This window comes from Metasolibacillus meyeri (assembly GCF_003049505.1).
Classification (GTDB): Bacteria; Bacillota; Bacilli; order Bacillales_A; family Planococcaceae; genus Metasolibacillus; species Metasolibacillus meyeri.
Genome location: NZ_PYWN01000032.1, coordinates 1 through 14,190 on the forward strand (window position 1 = coordinate 1; position 14,190 = coordinate 14,190).

Annotated in this window: 12 protein-coding genes; 3 read left to right on the forward strand and 9 right to left on the reverse strand. The window is 39.3% G+C overall.

Going from position 1 to position 14,190, the window contains the following annotated elements:
- The first annotated feature begins 402 nt into the window (after positions 1-402).
- Positions 403-1,017 carry a hypothetical protein gene (locus tag C9J34_RS04830; protein WP_107838735.1) on the forward strand — a complete coding sequence of 205 codons (615 nt, stop codon included), beginning with the start codon at positions 403-405 and terminating at the stop codon, positions 1,015-1,017.
- A 197-nt stretch (positions 1,018-1,214) separates the two neighbouring features.
- Here the strand turns inward: C9J34_RS04830 and lepA are convergent, their stop codons facing one another.
- The 6 genes from lepA to gpr form a co-directional block, all read right to left on the reverse strand.
- Positions 1,215-3,044 carry a translation elongation factor 4 gene (gene lepA / locus C9J34_RS04835; RefSeq protein ID WP_107838736.1) on the reverse strand — a complete coding sequence of 610 codons (1,830 nt, stop codon included), beginning with the start codon at positions 3,042-3,044 and terminating at the stop codon, positions 1,215-1,217.
- Positions 3,045-3,345: 301 nt separating this feature from the next.
- Positions 3,346-4,914 (reverse strand): glycoside hydrolase family 10-like protein, encoded by a 1,569-nt coding sequence (locus C9J34_RS04840; RefSeq protein ID WP_107838737.1) that lies wholly within the window; start codon positions 4,912-4,914, stop codon positions 3,346-3,348.
- Positions 4,915-5,137: 223 nt separating this feature from the next.
- On the reverse strand, positions 5,138-5,653 hold the full coding sequence (locus C9J34_RS04845; RefSeq protein WP_107838738.1) for a MarR family winged helix-turn-helix transcriptional regulator: 516 nt from the start codon (positions 5,651-5,653) through the stop codon (positions 5,138-5,140).
- Between the two features lie 127 nt (positions 5,654-5,780).
- Positions 5,781-6,584 (reverse strand): alpha/beta fold hydrolase, encoded by an 804-nt coding sequence (locus C9J34_RS04850; protein ID WP_107838739.1) that lies wholly within the window; start codon positions 6,582-6,584, stop codon positions 5,781-5,783.
- A 465-nt stretch (positions 6,585-7,049) separates the two neighbouring features.
- A complete protein-coding gene (spoIIP, locus tag C9J34_RS04865; RefSeq protein ID WP_107838740.1) occupies positions 7,050-7,874 on the reverse strand; it encodes a stage II sporulation protein P in 825 nt (274 codons plus the stop codon).
- Between the two features lie 53 nt (positions 7,875-7,927).
- Entirely contained in the window at positions 7,928-8,941 is a 1,014-nt protein-coding gene (gene gpr, locus C9J34_RS04870) for a GPR endopeptidase (protein WP_107838741.1), read from the reverse strand.
- Positions 8,942-9,105: 164 nt separating this feature from the next.
- On the opposite strand from gpr, the gene rpsT reads away from it, so the two are divergent.
- Positions 9,106-9,354, forward strand: a complete 249-nt coding sequence (rpsT, locus tag C9J34_RS04875) for a 30S ribosomal protein S20 (protein ID WP_107838742.1) — start codon at positions 9,106-9,108, stop codon at positions 9,352-9,354.
- 441 nt (positions 9,355-9,795) lie between these two features.
- On the opposite strand, the gene holA is transcribed toward rpsT, so the two are convergent.
- Positions 9,796-10,809, reverse strand: a complete 1,014-nt coding sequence (holA, locus tag C9J34_RS04880) for a DNA polymerase III subunit delta (protein ID WP_107838743.1) — start codon at positions 10,807-10,809, stop codon at positions 9,796-9,798.
- Positions 10,810-11,102: 293 nt separating this feature from the next.
- On the opposite strand from holA, the gene C9J34_RS04885 reads away from it, so the two are divergent.
- Entirely contained in the window at positions 11,103-11,273 is a 171-nt protein-coding gene (locus tag C9J34_RS04885; protein WP_107838744.1) for a YqzM family protein, read from the forward strand.
- 43 nt (positions 11,274-11,316) lie between these two features.
- Here C9J34_RS04885 and C9J34_RS04890 read toward each other — a convergent pair whose 3' ends face one another.
- Positions 11,317-13,611 (reverse strand): DNA internalization-related competence protein ComEC/Rec2, encoded by a 2,295-nt coding sequence (locus C9J34_RS04890; protein ID WP_238600568.1) that lies wholly within the window; start codon positions 13,609-13,611, stop codon positions 11,317-11,319.
- Positions 13,589-14,164, reverse strand: coding sequence for a ComE operon protein 2 (locus C9J34_RS04895; protein WP_107838745.1), 576 nt, complete (start codon positions 14,162-14,164; stop codon positions 13,589-13,591). The genes C9J34_RS04890 and C9J34_RS04895 overlap by 23 nt, the downstream gene beginning before the upstream one ends.
- Positions 14,165-14,190 lie beyond the last annotated feature (26 nt).

The window sequence follows — 14,190 nt, forward strand, 5'->3', positions numbered from 1 at the left end:
GAAAAATCCAGCTGATTTATTCATTGAAAGAAAAGGCGATGAAGCGAATGTTTTTGAAATTTATAGCTAAGAAGTAACGATTCGCCCGCAAGACAGCTAAATTCGCCCGTAAGACAACCCATTCGCTTAATTAAGCTCAAAATAGGCGCGTGTCTAAAAAGGTGCTACCTTTTTGGACACCCCTTTTTTCATATTTATTTACTTTCACTCTTAAAAATCTAGCTTTATTTTATGTAAACGATGGGGAAATACCTCAAAGAAATTAATCTCCAAAGTACTCCTAAGGTATCTATAGTTGAAATGCTCGCTTATTATAATCAATATATTCTCATAATATAAATTTATTTTACTATGTACAAATCATGCCAAATTACCTAAAATGGAACAAAAGGAGGAATTTTAATGAAAAAATCCATGGCAGTAATTATTAGTGTGTTTGCTTTATTCCTAGCTTTTAGTATGGGAACATATGCCGCAACAAAGTATAAATTTACTTTTGATGGCAAAAATAAAGAGGTTGATGTGCAAATTATCAATAAGAAAGCGTATGTACCTTTAGATAGTGTTGTAGGCTTGTATGGTGGGAAGGCTACATATGATGACAAGACTAAGACTTATGCCGTTACATCAAAAGCACCAGAAAAAGACGCTCCTGCATCACAAGGCAGTCTGACAAAAACAATCAAAGATGTAACGATTCGAATCGACAAAATTGTTCAAGATGCAGATTCTTTAAAGGTTTATGTATCATACATTAATAAATCTAAGAAGGAAGCTATGACTGGCGATAGCTTAACAAAAATCGTAGCGAACGGAAAACAACATGGATTTGATTTCGACTTTAATTTTGACAGATATTACGATAAAGACGTACCTCACGCAGCCAATTTTATTGAACCTGGCGTGACTGAAAAGTCAGTTATTTTCTTTAAACCTGTAACAGCTGATAAAATTAATATTGTATTAAATGCAAATTTTGAAGATTACCGTTTCAACGACGTGAAAATTCAAAAATAAACAACTATGCCTAGGTACTCAATTTTATAATGAGCATCTGGGCATTTGTTTGAATAAACTTTATTAAAACTAAATCAAAGCCGTAAGCAACTAAATGCTTACGGCTTTTCATATAACGTATTTTTCTAATGATGGATAGCCCTACTATTTTCTTTCTCTTTGAATAGCAGATAGTGAGCAAACCCTTGATATACCTACTATTTACTATCGTCCATTTTCAGAACTGCCATGAAGGCCTCCTGTGGTACTTCCACAGAGCCAACTTGCTTCATGCGCTTTTTCCCTTCTTTTTGCTTATCAAGAAGCTTACGTTTACGGGAAATATCACCGCCGTAACATTTAGCGAGTACGTTTTTACGGATGGCTTTGATTGTGGAACGAGCCACAACTTTTTGTCCGATTGCCGCTTGGACAGGGACCTCGAATTGCTGTCTTGGAATTAATTCTTTCAACTTCTCTACAATTACTTTACCACGCTCATAAGCAAAGTCGCGGTGTACGATAAAGCTAAGTGCATCGACTTGCTCAGCGTTTAATAAAATATCCATTTTTACAAGCTTGGATGGCTTGTAGCCAATTAGCTCGTAATCGAATGATGCGTAGCCTTTCGTGTTTGACTTTAAGTAGTCAAAGAAATCATAAACGATTTCAGAAAGTGGAATTTCGTATTGGATGCTAACGCGTGATGTATCGATATAATCCATCCCCATGAAATTACCGCGCTTCATTTGGCAAAGCTCCATTACTGCGCCTACATAATCATTTGGCACCATAATTGTTGCCTTTACATATGGCTCTTCAATACGGTCGATTTTTTGTGGATCAGGCATCATTGATGGGTTATCCACACGAATCGACGAGCCACCTGTCATAAATACTTCATAAATAACAGAAGGTGCTGTTGTAATTAAATCGATATTAAATTCGCGCTCGATACGCTCTTGAATGATTTCCATATGCAGTAAGCCTAAGAAACCACAGCGGAAACCAAAGCCTAACGCTTGTGAAGTTTCTGGCTCATATTGTAAGGCAGAATCGTTTAGCTCTAATTTTTCTAGCGCATCACGCAAATCATTATATTTCGCTGTATCAATTGGGTATAAACCACAGAATACCATTGGATTTAACTTACGATAACCTGGTAACGCTTCGGTTGCCGCTTTATTGCCTGCAAATGTTACCGTATCCCCCACACGCGTATCGCCTACATTTTTAATCGATGCCGTTAAATAACCTACATCTCCAACCGTTAATTCCGCTTGTGGTACTGCTTTTGGTGTATGAATTCCTACCTCAATTACCTCAAATTCTGCACCTGTTGCCATCATGCGGATTTTATCGCCAGGCTTTACTGTACCATTCATGATTCGAATTGAAATAATAACACCTTTATACGCATCGTAAACAGAGTCAAAAATAAGCGCTTGTAGTGACGCTTCTGGGTCACCTGTAGGTGCTGGCACTTTTTCAACGATTTGCTCTAAAATCTCTTCGATTCCGATACCTGCTTTCGCTGATGCTAAAACTGCATCCGATGCATCTAAACCAATCACATCTTCAATTTCCTGTTTGACGCGCTCTGGGTCAGCCGCTGGTAAGTCGATTTTATTAATAACAGGCATAATTTCTAAATCATTATCTAATGCTAAATAAACGTTCGCGAGTGTCTGTGCTTCGATACCTTGTGCTGCATCGACAACTAAAATAGCACCTTCACATGCGGCTAAGGAACGCGATACTTCATATGTAAAGTCGACGTGTCCCGGTGTATCAATTAAATGGAATGTATATGTTTCTCCATCTTTTGCTACATATTTTAACTGTACTGCATTTAATTTAATCGTAATGCCACGCTCACGCTCTAAATCCATTGAGTCTAGCAATTGCGATTTCATTTCGCGCTGTGTCACGGTTTTTGTTGATTCTAAAAGTCGGTCTGCTAATGTTGATTTCCCATGATCAATATGGGCAATAATCGAGAAATTTCGGATATTCTCTTGGCGTTTCAAACGTTCTTCTCGGTTCATATAATTGTTCTCTCCTAAGTGTAAACTATTTTAAATTATACTATGAACAACACACAAAGCACAACATTAGACTGAATGGAAATGCGATTATATCAACATTTCAGAGATATGTATGACGCTAATATGCCCAATTCAAAGCAAAAATCCTATGTAAGTAAATCATCGAGTGTGCTTTAATACGCTTTATTTTTCTTTGAAATTTACTGCGATTATCAGCAATTAGCTCTACTTATATGTTCTCCCTTCATAGAAATACAGGAATAGCTAGGCTAGCTATTCCTGTACTCATGTCAAAAATGTTCTACTCGTCTTCCACTACTACAAAAGCCGTCTCACTCTCTACACCTGTAGCAGATACCGCCATAATGCCGTATGTGTAGCTACGCTTAGCAAGGGCTGTCTTGTCCACAAATGTTGTGAAGCCATTCGTATTATAAACAACATCCACTATATTTCTAGAGTCCTCGTAAGAGCCTTCCTCGTTGCCCATAAAGCGATAAATGACATACTTACGTGGCTGTGTTATGTTTTCATCTATAATTTCAATTTTGCGACCAGCTGCTTCCTTCGTCACCTGTACAAAAGTTGGCTCGGCAGGTATTGTGTCACCGCTCCAAGATATGTCAGGTGTTAGTGCCGTATAGTTATAGAGTTGCTGATTGACAATTGTTGCATAGCCTAGTTTATTGTTTTGCATACTTTTCAAAGAAAAATGCATTTGCCCCATAGCTGCTGATTTTTCTGCACGGTTCGCCGTAATTTGACTTGGCAGCTCCATTTTATTTTTCCATGCAGCATCACTGTCATTGCCTACCTTATAATCCGCAAGCCCAATATATAAATTCACAGGGTGTGTCTTCGCATATGTTTGCACTTCATGACTCCACCAATCAAGAAGCGTCCCATATTTTGCAACAGCTAATGTTCTTGACCAATAAATTTGTGGCGTAATGTAATCGACCGTCCCATTTTTAATCCATGTTCTTACGTCCGCATATAAATCATCATAATTATTGACACCTGCTCGTGTATCGCTTCCTGTTTTATCAAGCGATTTGTTACGCCATACACCGAATGGTGAGATACCAAACTGAACATGTGGCTTCGTATCTTTAATTGCTATATAAAGATTTTTCACAAGCTGGTTAACATTATTTCGTCGCCAATCCTCGACTTTTTTAAAGGAACCACCATATTTTTTATAGGCTGCTTGATCTGGAAAGGCTTCCTTCGCAATTTTATACGGATAGAAATAATCATCCATATGAATGGCATCAATATCATAATTAGCTACTAGCTCTTTTACGGTTTTCACTAAGTAATCTTGCACCTCTGGCAAACCAGGATTTAAATAATATTGCTTGCCATATTTCACAACCCAGCCTGGATTTTTTCTTGCAACATTATCAGGCGCAAGGTCCGTTAATTTTTGACTAGACATTGTCACACGATATGGGTTCATCCATGCGTGTAATTCCATCCCACGTTTATGTGCCTCCTCTACCATAATCGCTAAAGGGTCGTATCCTGGATTTGTCCCTTGCTTTTTCCCTGTTATGTAAGTTGACCATGGTGCTAGCTTTGACGGATACATTGCGTCATTTGTTGGCCTTACTTGATAAATGACCGTATTGAGTTTATTGGCTTTTAATTGATCCAATGTTTGACGTACCCAAGCCGTATATTGCGTCTCATTCATGCCTGCTTTCATATCAATATTCAATACTGTTGAAATCCATACCGCACGCATTTCTCTCTTAGGCTGTGTTGTACTTGCTGATGCTGGATGAACAGCAATTGTTGATAGACATAAAACAAAAATCATCGTGACTAAATGTACAATTCTCCATTTACTATGTTTCTTTTTCATAATTCCTCCATCTTATTATTTTTCTATTTTAGTATACGTCAAGTGCTTTGATGAATGCAAAAAACTGCGAGGAAGCAGCTTTCTCGACAGTTGATTTACCCAGTTCAAAAGTAACAATTTGCCCAACGAATAAACAAATTCGCTCAACCAACACCTATTTACGTTGAGATACACACGCAAAACCAAAAACAGAGGCATGTCACTTTTCGGACATGCCCCCACCCTATTCCTCATCCATCATAACTAGCTCTTGCGGCGTTTCCTTCTTCGCACTAAAGTGAATTAACGTATCGGAAAAACGATCAAGCAATACCATAAAATCTTCCTTAGCAGATTCAGGAATTCGATCTGCGATATGGAACATGTCATCGAAGCATTCTTTTAAGATGTACTCCGTATACTGTTGATACAATGCATAGCCTTCACTCGAAGGCTTGACATAAATATCTTTGCGATTGCCACTTAAGCGATATTTTTCGAGCAAACCTTTTTCCGCTAGATTTTTGACATTTTTAGAAAAAGCGCTCCGACTAACTCCTAGACGTTCCGCCATTTCAGACATTTTCTGATCCTCATCATCCGCTTCAATAATATATTCTAAGGTTTGAATTTGTGAAGCAGTCAGCAGTATATTTGTCCCATAAGTAAACTGCCGCTTATACGTGTTAGAGTAAGCATTTCCATATTTAATCATCTTTTCTATTAAAGCTCGATGATTACCCATCCATTCTAATTTCATAAAATAAACCTTTTCCTTGCTTAAATTTATCCCGCATTTGCGAGTGGTGAGACAAAGGAAAAGTCCCCTGCTTCACTTTATTGAATCATATCACACCACCATATCATTAGAATAGAGATGGAACTTGTTATATGCGCTTTTCAATCCAGGAAATGGCTTCCTCAATTACCTCATCACGAGCAGTTTCATTAAAGATTTCATGCATTAAATGTGCATAAATTTTTAGCGATTTATCTGTTGAAGCAATATCCCCATATAAAATAAGCGAATCTTCGTCACTAATAATACCATCATTTGCCCCATGCATAATGAAAACAGGGTCGATGAATTGCTGCGCATTGACTTTCAACCACTCTACACCCTCAATCAGGTTGTTTAATAAATCAACAGAGATTTGCTTTTCAACAAGTGGATCATTAGCATAAGCGGTTACCACTTCTGGATTACCACAAACCCCATCGCCAAGTTCATTTGGCAAATACGTGCCTAAAGGAAGGTCAATCGGCGTTTCACCGAAAATCTTTTTCGTATAACGCGTCAATGCCCCCGACAAGACAATTCCCTTCACTTTGCCAGGATATTTCGTACCGAAAGCCGTAGTCGCAAACCCCCCCATGCTATGACCAATCACAAACACAGGAACATTTGGATTCTCCTGTAAAGCCACATCAACAACACTATTGACATCATCAATAATTTCATTAAAATCACTGTAAAATATGCGCTTGCCCTCTGACCGAGCATGTCCACGATGGTCAAAGCGATAGACATTAAAACCGCGCGCAATTAGCTTCTCTGTTACATAATCATAGCGGTTTGCATGCTCACACAAGCCATGGACGACAACAACAGCTGCCTTCGCATTGTCCACTAAATCCTTTTTCAAATAAAGCTTCGTACCATCAAATGATGCTAACATTGTTTCTCCCATGCTAATTCCCCCATTTCCTTTGTTTCCTTAAGAAATAAAATAGTTTCCTAAGGATACAATTATCATATCACCTTCAGAATTATCTGTCTATAAGTTAGCAAAGCAAATGTTCGGTGCTAAAATTAATGGTATGGAAAAACCGCTCACAACAAAGGTCTCTCATTTAGATATTGTAGAGCTTTTAGTGAAGGACCAAGCTACTCACACTATGAATGATTGGATTAATTTTGCTAATAGCTCCAAAGCCCAATTTGAAATTAATAAGGAATTAGCATAAAGCTCAAAAAGATGGTCAGCCAAAAGCTAACCATCTTTTTAGTTTACACTCTTCTCTCAATCCAAGAAATCGCCTCTTCCATCACTTCATCGCGCACTGTTTCATTGAAAATTTCATGCATTAACTGTGCGTAAATTTTTAATGATTTCGATGGGATTTATACGGAATAAAGCAAAAGTGGCACTCTTTCAGACACCACTTTGTTCGCCTGCATTAATTTTCGCAATCGCTTGCGCTAATACCGCCACCGTACGTAAAATTTCTTCCTCTGTATTATCAATGCCGCCAAGCTCGACTAGCAGCATTTTATGAAATAAATCTTGGTTATACACACCATCTACGCCCGCACCCGATTTTTTCATTACACCTCTTGAAATACCTGGCACAATATTTTCCATTGCTGTATGGAGTGCTTCTGCATATTTTAAATTGCCCTCGTAGCCAGGATGATCTAAACCAACCACAAACGCCACTTTCGCAAAATTCATTTCAGGCGTTTCTAATGTTGTCACCTTTCGCCCGACTGCATCACGATGAAAATCGATGACCAAATCATATAAATTTGTTGTAAGCTCTTCCTTAATGTAAGGGCGTACAACCCGATATGCTTGATGAAAATCTGAACCTTGCTGTTTCATTACATTCATCACATCTACATCGAGTACAGTTCCTTTTAAATGGTTCAATTGAAAATGATTGAGCATCGCTTGCTGCATTGAGAAAATATTTGTTTGTTCATCATATACTGCCTGCATGCCCGTTTTGCTTTCTACAGCGGGCTTGTAAGCTTCATGAGAATGGGTATAAACAAAAAGAATCTCCAAAGGCTTTGGTGTAGTATTTACAGGAAGCGGATTTAAATTTGTTGCAGCGGCATAAACGACCTTTTTTTCAGGTGCTGGTTTCGGTTCATTTACAGCCATTTGGTTATTCGGAAAAGGAAGCTGTCCTATCAAAATTGGTAGCAAAAATAAAATAAAGAGCAGTATCAAAAAGCGTTGCATCACTTTCATCGCTTGCACCCCCTCCTTCCACTACTCTATGGAGGGAGGGGACTATTTAGAACTTAGGAATTCGTTAAATCGAATAAGCTATTTGAGATTAAAAGAGCATATTGCATGAGCCATATATCGACTTCCTTTGGCGTTACGATAAAGCGCTCCTGTGCATGAAATACTTCCTCGAAAAGCTGCCTTTTATCATCAATCGACCATGTCGACCACTCACCAAAAATCGGCTTGACTAAATTTAAATCTGCATCCTTTGTATCTCCGCGCCAGCCTGTTACTGAAAGCTTGCCCGATGGCTTGCCACGCTCGCTAATACGTGTGGCAATTGTGCGAAATACAGTATCGACTGCATCTGCTAGCAAGACTGTCGCCTCCACAACAGTTGGAATACCGATAGCTAAAACAGGCACACCTAGCACTTCCTGCGAAATTTCTGCACGTTGATTGCCAACACCTGACCCTGGATGAATGCCTGTATCTGTTAATTGAATCGTTCGACAAAGTCGCTTGCTACTTCTTGTCGCTAACGCATCAATAACAATAACGGCAGCTGGCTTAATTTTTTCCGCTAATGCTTTCACAAATTCACTTGTTTCAAAGCCCGTTTGCCCCGTTACACCTGGTGCGTACATAATAAATTGCTCATTTGGATTTTCTGAAAAAGCACTTTGCAATTCATCAATTGCAATTGGTCCAATCGCATCTGGCGTAATCGTTTTATTGCCGAGCCCAACAATGAGTATTTTATTTGGCGCTTTATATTGAATATCTTCCAATAGCATGGCAATATATTTTTGCAAAACTTCCTGTAATTGTGTAAAGCCATCTGTATCGCTCGGGTAAAGTGTCGGAATTGATAATGTAATGTAAGTGCCTTGCTTTTTGCCAATTTGCTTTTCACCTTCTTGCGATACCGTTACCTTTGTTATTTCAACGCGTTGCTCCTTCAGCTCCTCCATGACAACACCACTTTGACGTGCTGTTTTCTCCTTTTGTTGCTGCGTTTCATACGTTAAAACTTCCTCTGCTTCATCTACTAAATCTGTTCTTCCCCAATTTACTTGTTCCATATTTTCACCTCATTTTTAGTGTGGTCAAACTGTCAAGTAAATATTCTTTGCATTTATGTATTGCAATTACTGCTGTGGTTTGGTAGAATGATTTTTGTTGTATTGACACATGAAATAAGTGAGAAGATACTCATCTCGTACCTAATATTTAGGAGGTGAAAGTTATGCCAAATATTAAATCTGCTATCAAACGCGTTAAAGTTAACGCAAAAGCAAACGAAGCAAACTCTCAAGCGAAATCTGCTATGCGTACTGCAGTAAAAAAAGCTGAGCAAGCTTTAACTGCTGGTGCTGAAAATGCACAAGAATTAGTAGTTGCTGCTTCTAAAGCAGTTGATAAAGCTGCTGGTAAAGGGCTTATCCACAAAAACGCAGCTGCTCGTACAAAATCACGTTTAGCTAAAAAAGCGTAATCATGAAACATTGGTCAGCACTCGTAGCTGACCTTTTTTCGTTTTATCCTTGAAATTTAGAGAATAGAACTATTTAGAGAGCTACCTTAATTAGGTTTCTTCTCATGATTTAAATGCTATTTCGCAAATTATCTGCGGTTTTCTAGGATTTATTTGCGGATTTCATATTTTATCTGCGCTTTCTCATGGTTTATCTGCGAATTTCGCAATTTATCTGCGCTTTCTCACGATTTATCTGCGTTTCCCCAATTATCTGCGCCTTCCCACGGCTTATCTGCGGATTTCACCTTTTATCTGCGCTTTCTCACGGTTTATCTGCGGATTTTACATTTTATCTGCGCTTTCCTACAATTTATCTGCGGATCTCCTCAGTTATCTGCATTTTCCCCAGTTTATCTGCAAATTCCCTCAACCTTGGAATTCCACAGAAAAAACCCCTTCCTAAAGAAGAGGTTTCATTAAAAATAGCTCCAATACGCGGGCGCGGTTGCTGCTCGTCGATTTCAATTGTAAGTCTACGGTTGCGAGCGCGTTTAACGCTTGCAATAAACGCTCTGCTGATGGTCGATTGCGCTGCTCTAGTATCATTTTGATACGGTACGGATGGACCTTTAGCTGTTTCGCAATTTGCTGTGGATGATAGCCTTTTGTCAACAAATAAAACGCTTGGCTCATCGTCCGAATATTGGATGCTAACAAGCCGACAAGCATAATCGGCTCCTCTTTTTGACGCAATAAATCATGATAAATCGTTAAGGCCTCCGCCTGTCGATTGCCTAAATAAGCATTCAGCATTTTAAAGGCGTCATGCTCCAATGTTTTTGCGACAAGCTCCTCGATGAGCTCACCTGTTATTTCATGTTCTTCACCTAAATAAAGCACCATTTTTTCTAGCTCTGCTTTTAGCTGTAGCATGTTTGCACCAACCATTTCCACCAACTTTATGGCAGCAGCATCCCCCATGATTTTTCCATGCGCCTCTACTTCATGCTTCATCCACACATATAAATCTTGTTCCTTTGGTGTTTCAGCCGAAATGAAAATAGCGCGCTCCTTCATTAACTTTGTCACTTTTTTACGCTCATCTAATTTTTCATATGGTGCTATAAAAAGGGTTACTGCTGTATCAGTAGGATGAGACAGCCAAATTTCCAAGCGCTTTAAATCGTGCTCGATTTTTTCTTTTCCTTTTTCAGCCACCTTTAAAAACGAAGCATTTTTAGCAACAATTAGCTTTCTATCTGTAAAAAACGGGATTGTATCTGCTTCATCTATCACGACATCTACAGGTCGCTCAGCTAAATCAAAAGGAATCGTCTCTACTTCCTCTTGTCCACTTAGTGCTTCCTTTAAGCGCTTAACCGTCTCATCTATAAAATATGTTTCTTCACCAACAAGTAAATAGACAGGTGCAATATCACCTTTCTTTATATCGTTCCAAATTTTCGTAATCATCGCGAAACTCCTCTTTTACATCTTCCTTCTCAGTATAGCATTTATCCCGCATTAACGGACAGTAGACTCCACCTAAAAAGCAAAGTATTCCCCTTTCAATAATCCATAGAAGATAAGATCTTACACCATATCCCGTGTGTCAAAAAACTTTATCTCACTTTAGCAAATGTGACAGATTTTGAATGTGTTTAAATTGCGACAAATGAACATACACTATAGCGACGAAAATTGTATTGCATATAGATTTTTACAATAGCTTGACTTATAATTGTAAGGGAGTAGGAGGGATATATATGGCAGGACATAACGACCCAAATTACGTAACTGAAAACCCGTTCGAAGGGCGTGGTCGCGCTTCTCAACGCAATGATGCAATCGACGCTGGTATTGGCTTCGTCGTACCTTTTGGGGTATTCACAATAATGTTCATCATCGCGATGGTTATAGAAGTAGCTTCTCGCTAATTTATGAAAAAAGACTTTGTCGTACCATGACAAAGTCTTTTTCTCATTCTTTGAAATGGGTATAGGTGAGCTGATTTCCATCCCATTGGATAGTGATTGTCCCCACTTCGCCAGTTACCAAATATGCAATTTGATGGCTTTGTAAACGCTCAGTTACTTCTGGATGTGGATGATTGTAGCGATTATTTTTGCCCGCCATAATAATCGCTAATTGTGGATTAGTCACTTCAATAAATTCATCGATGCTCGATGTTTTACTGCCATGATGGCCGAGCTTTAATATGCTTACATCGCGAATCTCCTCATAAGCTGTTTGCACTAATGCTAGTTCTCCTTCGCGCTCTAAATCACCTGTTAATAATATTTTTAGCTCATCGAATTGCATCAACAAAACAAGTGAGTCATTGTTTCCTTCATACGCAACATCTTTTGGCCATAAATAACGAAACTGAGCTTTTCCCGCTTGCCAAGCATCTCCAGCCATTTGTTCACGAATTACTAACTTTTTACTTGCTGCCTCCTGTAAAAAATCTCCCATAACGGACTTCTCCAATGAGCGAGGTGAGACATGTACTTCTCGCACAATGATTTCGCGCAATAGTTCCTCAGCCCCTTCAACATGATCGGCATCCGCATGCGTTAAAATCAGCTTATCAACCTTGCCAATTCCTTTTCCTTTTAAAAACGGTACAACCACTTGACGACCGACTTCATACTCGGTATGACGTTGCTTCCATGCCTCCTGCTCAAAACGTAACAAGCCACCTGTATCAATGACATAAACTGCTCTCCGATAAGGTAACTCAATAACAATACAATCTCCTTGTCCAACATCTACAAAGGAAACGAGCAATTGTTTATTCGTATAAGGTAAGAGCTGCACAATAAGAGCTGGCACAATCAATACGAACAGCGCAAGTCGCCATCTCTGTAATTGAAAATAATATAGCGTAAGACAAGCACTGCAAAATAAGAGGACAACCACTATCATTGAGGGTTTACCTGCAACCCACATTTGATAAGGCATACTTTGCACGAAAAAAATTCCTTCTGTCAAAAGGTTGCGACACGGCTCATATAAGAAAAATAACAACGATGCAAGCGGTTGCAATACATATGTCAAAATAAGAAATACAATATTCAAAGGTAAAATCACGAAGGAAAATAGCGGTACAAACAAAACATTGGTGAGAAAGGAGGAAAGGCTCATCTCATAAAAATGCAGCAATAACAACGGATAAACGAGCACTTGGCATACGCATGTCATCATCAATGTTTGCATCAATACACCTTGCATCGATGCCAGCAATTTGCTCGATAAAATTAAACTGAGCGTTGCTAAAAAAGATAATTGAAAGCCGATTTGATAAAAGACGGCTGGCTGCCAAATAAGAAACAGAATGAAGCAGATAGAAAGGGCGTCTAGAGCGCTTAACTGCCATTTCAAATAACGTGCGAGCATGACGACCTCAACGACTAAAACCGCACGCCAAACGGATGGCGCTCCGCCTGCTAATAGCGCATAGGCAGGTAAAATAACTAACAACAATACTGTCGCTAGCTCCTTGCGTACATGCAACCGTAACAACACTTCAAAAAATAGCATAGAAATAAGTGCGACATGTAAGCCTGAGATGGCGAATAAATGCGTAATACCGAGCTTTTGGTACGCCCGAGTCAAATCGGCATCAACCTGCTCCTGCGAGCCGATTAATAACGCCTGAGCTTCTGTCACAAGCGATGGTGGGAACGTTTTTTCAATATGTCGCAGTATGCCAAAGCGTTGCTGTGCTAACAAGCTTGTAAAGGAATGTTGCACATCTATAAAACGCCAAGAGGAAATTTCAAGTACACCAAGTGCATGCTTGCTCTTTAAATAATGTGTCATCGCAAAGCTATATGCATGTGCAGGCATTTCTGGTAGCACAAGTTGTCCTTCAACAAAAAAACGTTGCCCAGCTAATGATTGCTCATTATAGTAGCGTTTTTCCTGCTCACTGCGAAATGTGTAATGCACATATATTTTACGCCCCTTCTCGTCCTTCATAAAGCCGCGCAATGATGCCCCGTCTACTTTATACTCGCTCGTCCAACGAAGCGTTATAGGGGCTGTTAAAGGCTCAGATAGCTTACCCATTTGCCACAATGTGTAGCCGTACATCGCACCACAAACAATAGCAAGTGCAATCAAATGGACGAATGGTAGCCGTTTATAATAACAAAAAGCGATTAGTGCTACAAGCCATAAAAAAAGCCATGCGGATTCAAATGCTGCTCCTGCTGCAATGAGAACCGTCATGGCGTAGTATAACCATTTATTTTTTAATATATTGCCCAAAAAGTTCGTTCACCTTCTCTTCTAAAGGATCTAATTCCTCCTGAGAAGCACCGTGGCTACGCAATTTTTCAAGCATCTCCGAAAGCAGCTGCAATTTTTCATCTTGCAAAAAGTCGATTTTCGCTTCATTAAATGGAATATGCACGACATTGACACTTGCTTTCGCTAGCAACTCTAATGCATACGGATTGTTTTTATAATCCTTTGCATAATAAACATTTTTAATGCCCGCTTGAATAATTGTTTTCGTACAAGGAAGGCACGGGAAATGCGTGACATACAAGTCTGCCCCATTCGCAGGCGTACCATATTTGGCACATTGCAGTAACGCATTCGTTTCCGCGTGAACTGTTCGCACACAATGATGATCGACGACATAGCAACCTTTATCGATACAATGCTCATCACCTGAAATCGAGCCGTTATAGCCACCTGCAATAATGCGCTTCTCCCGAACAATTGTGGCGCCAACCGCTAATCTTGTACATGTGCTTCTTAACGCTAATAAATGGCTTTGTGCCATGAAAAATTGATCCCATGTAATACGCTCCATATGACAACCTCCAAAATTTCTTAACT

What these genes read in the sequence shown, in the direction of transcription:
- C9J34_RS04830 (WP_107838735.1), top strand. Translation starts at nt 403, where the DNA reads ATGAAAAAATCCATGGCAGTAATTATTAGTGTGTTTGCTTTATTCCTA.
- lepA (WP_107838736.1), bottom strand. Translation starts at nt 3,044, where the DNA reads ATGAACCGAGAAGAACGTTTGAAACGCCAAGAGAATATCCGAAATTTC.
- C9J34_RS04840 (WP_107838737.1), bottom strand. Translation starts at nt 4,914, where the DNA reads ATGAAAAAGAAACATAGTAAATGGAGAATTGTACATTTAGTCACGATG.
- C9J34_RS04845 (WP_107838738.1), bottom strand. Translation starts at nt 5,653, where the DNA reads ATGAAATTAGAATGGATGGGTAATCATCGAGCTTTAATAGAAAAGATG.
- C9J34_RS04850 (WP_107838739.1), bottom strand. Translation starts at nt 6,584, where the DNA reads ATGGGAGAAACAATGTTAGCATCATTTGATGGTACGAAGCTTTATTTG.
- spoIIP (WP_107838740.1), bottom strand. Translation starts at nt 7,874, where the DNA reads ATGAAAGTGATGCAACGCTTTTTGATACTGCTCTTTATTTTATTTTTG.
- gpr (WP_107838741.1), bottom strand. Translation starts at nt 8,941, where the DNA reads ATGGAACAAGTAAATTGGGGAAGAACAGATTTAGTAGATGAAGCAGAG.
- rpsT (WP_107838742.1), top strand. Translation starts at nt 9,106, where the DNA reads ATGCCAAATATTAAATCTGCTATCAAACGCGTTAAAGTTAACGCAAAA.
- holA (WP_107838743.1), bottom strand. Translation starts at nt 10,809, where the DNA reads ATGATTACGAAAATTTGGAACGATATAAAGAAAGGTGATATTGCACCT.
- C9J34_RS04885 (WP_107838744.1), top strand. Translation starts at nt 11,103, where the DNA reads ATGGCAGGACATAACGACCCAAATTACGTAACTGAAAACCCGTTCGAA.
- C9J34_RS04895 (WP_107838745.1), bottom strand. Translation starts at nt 14,164, where the DNA reads ATGGAGCGTATTACATGGGATCAATTTTTCATGGCACAAAGCCATTTA.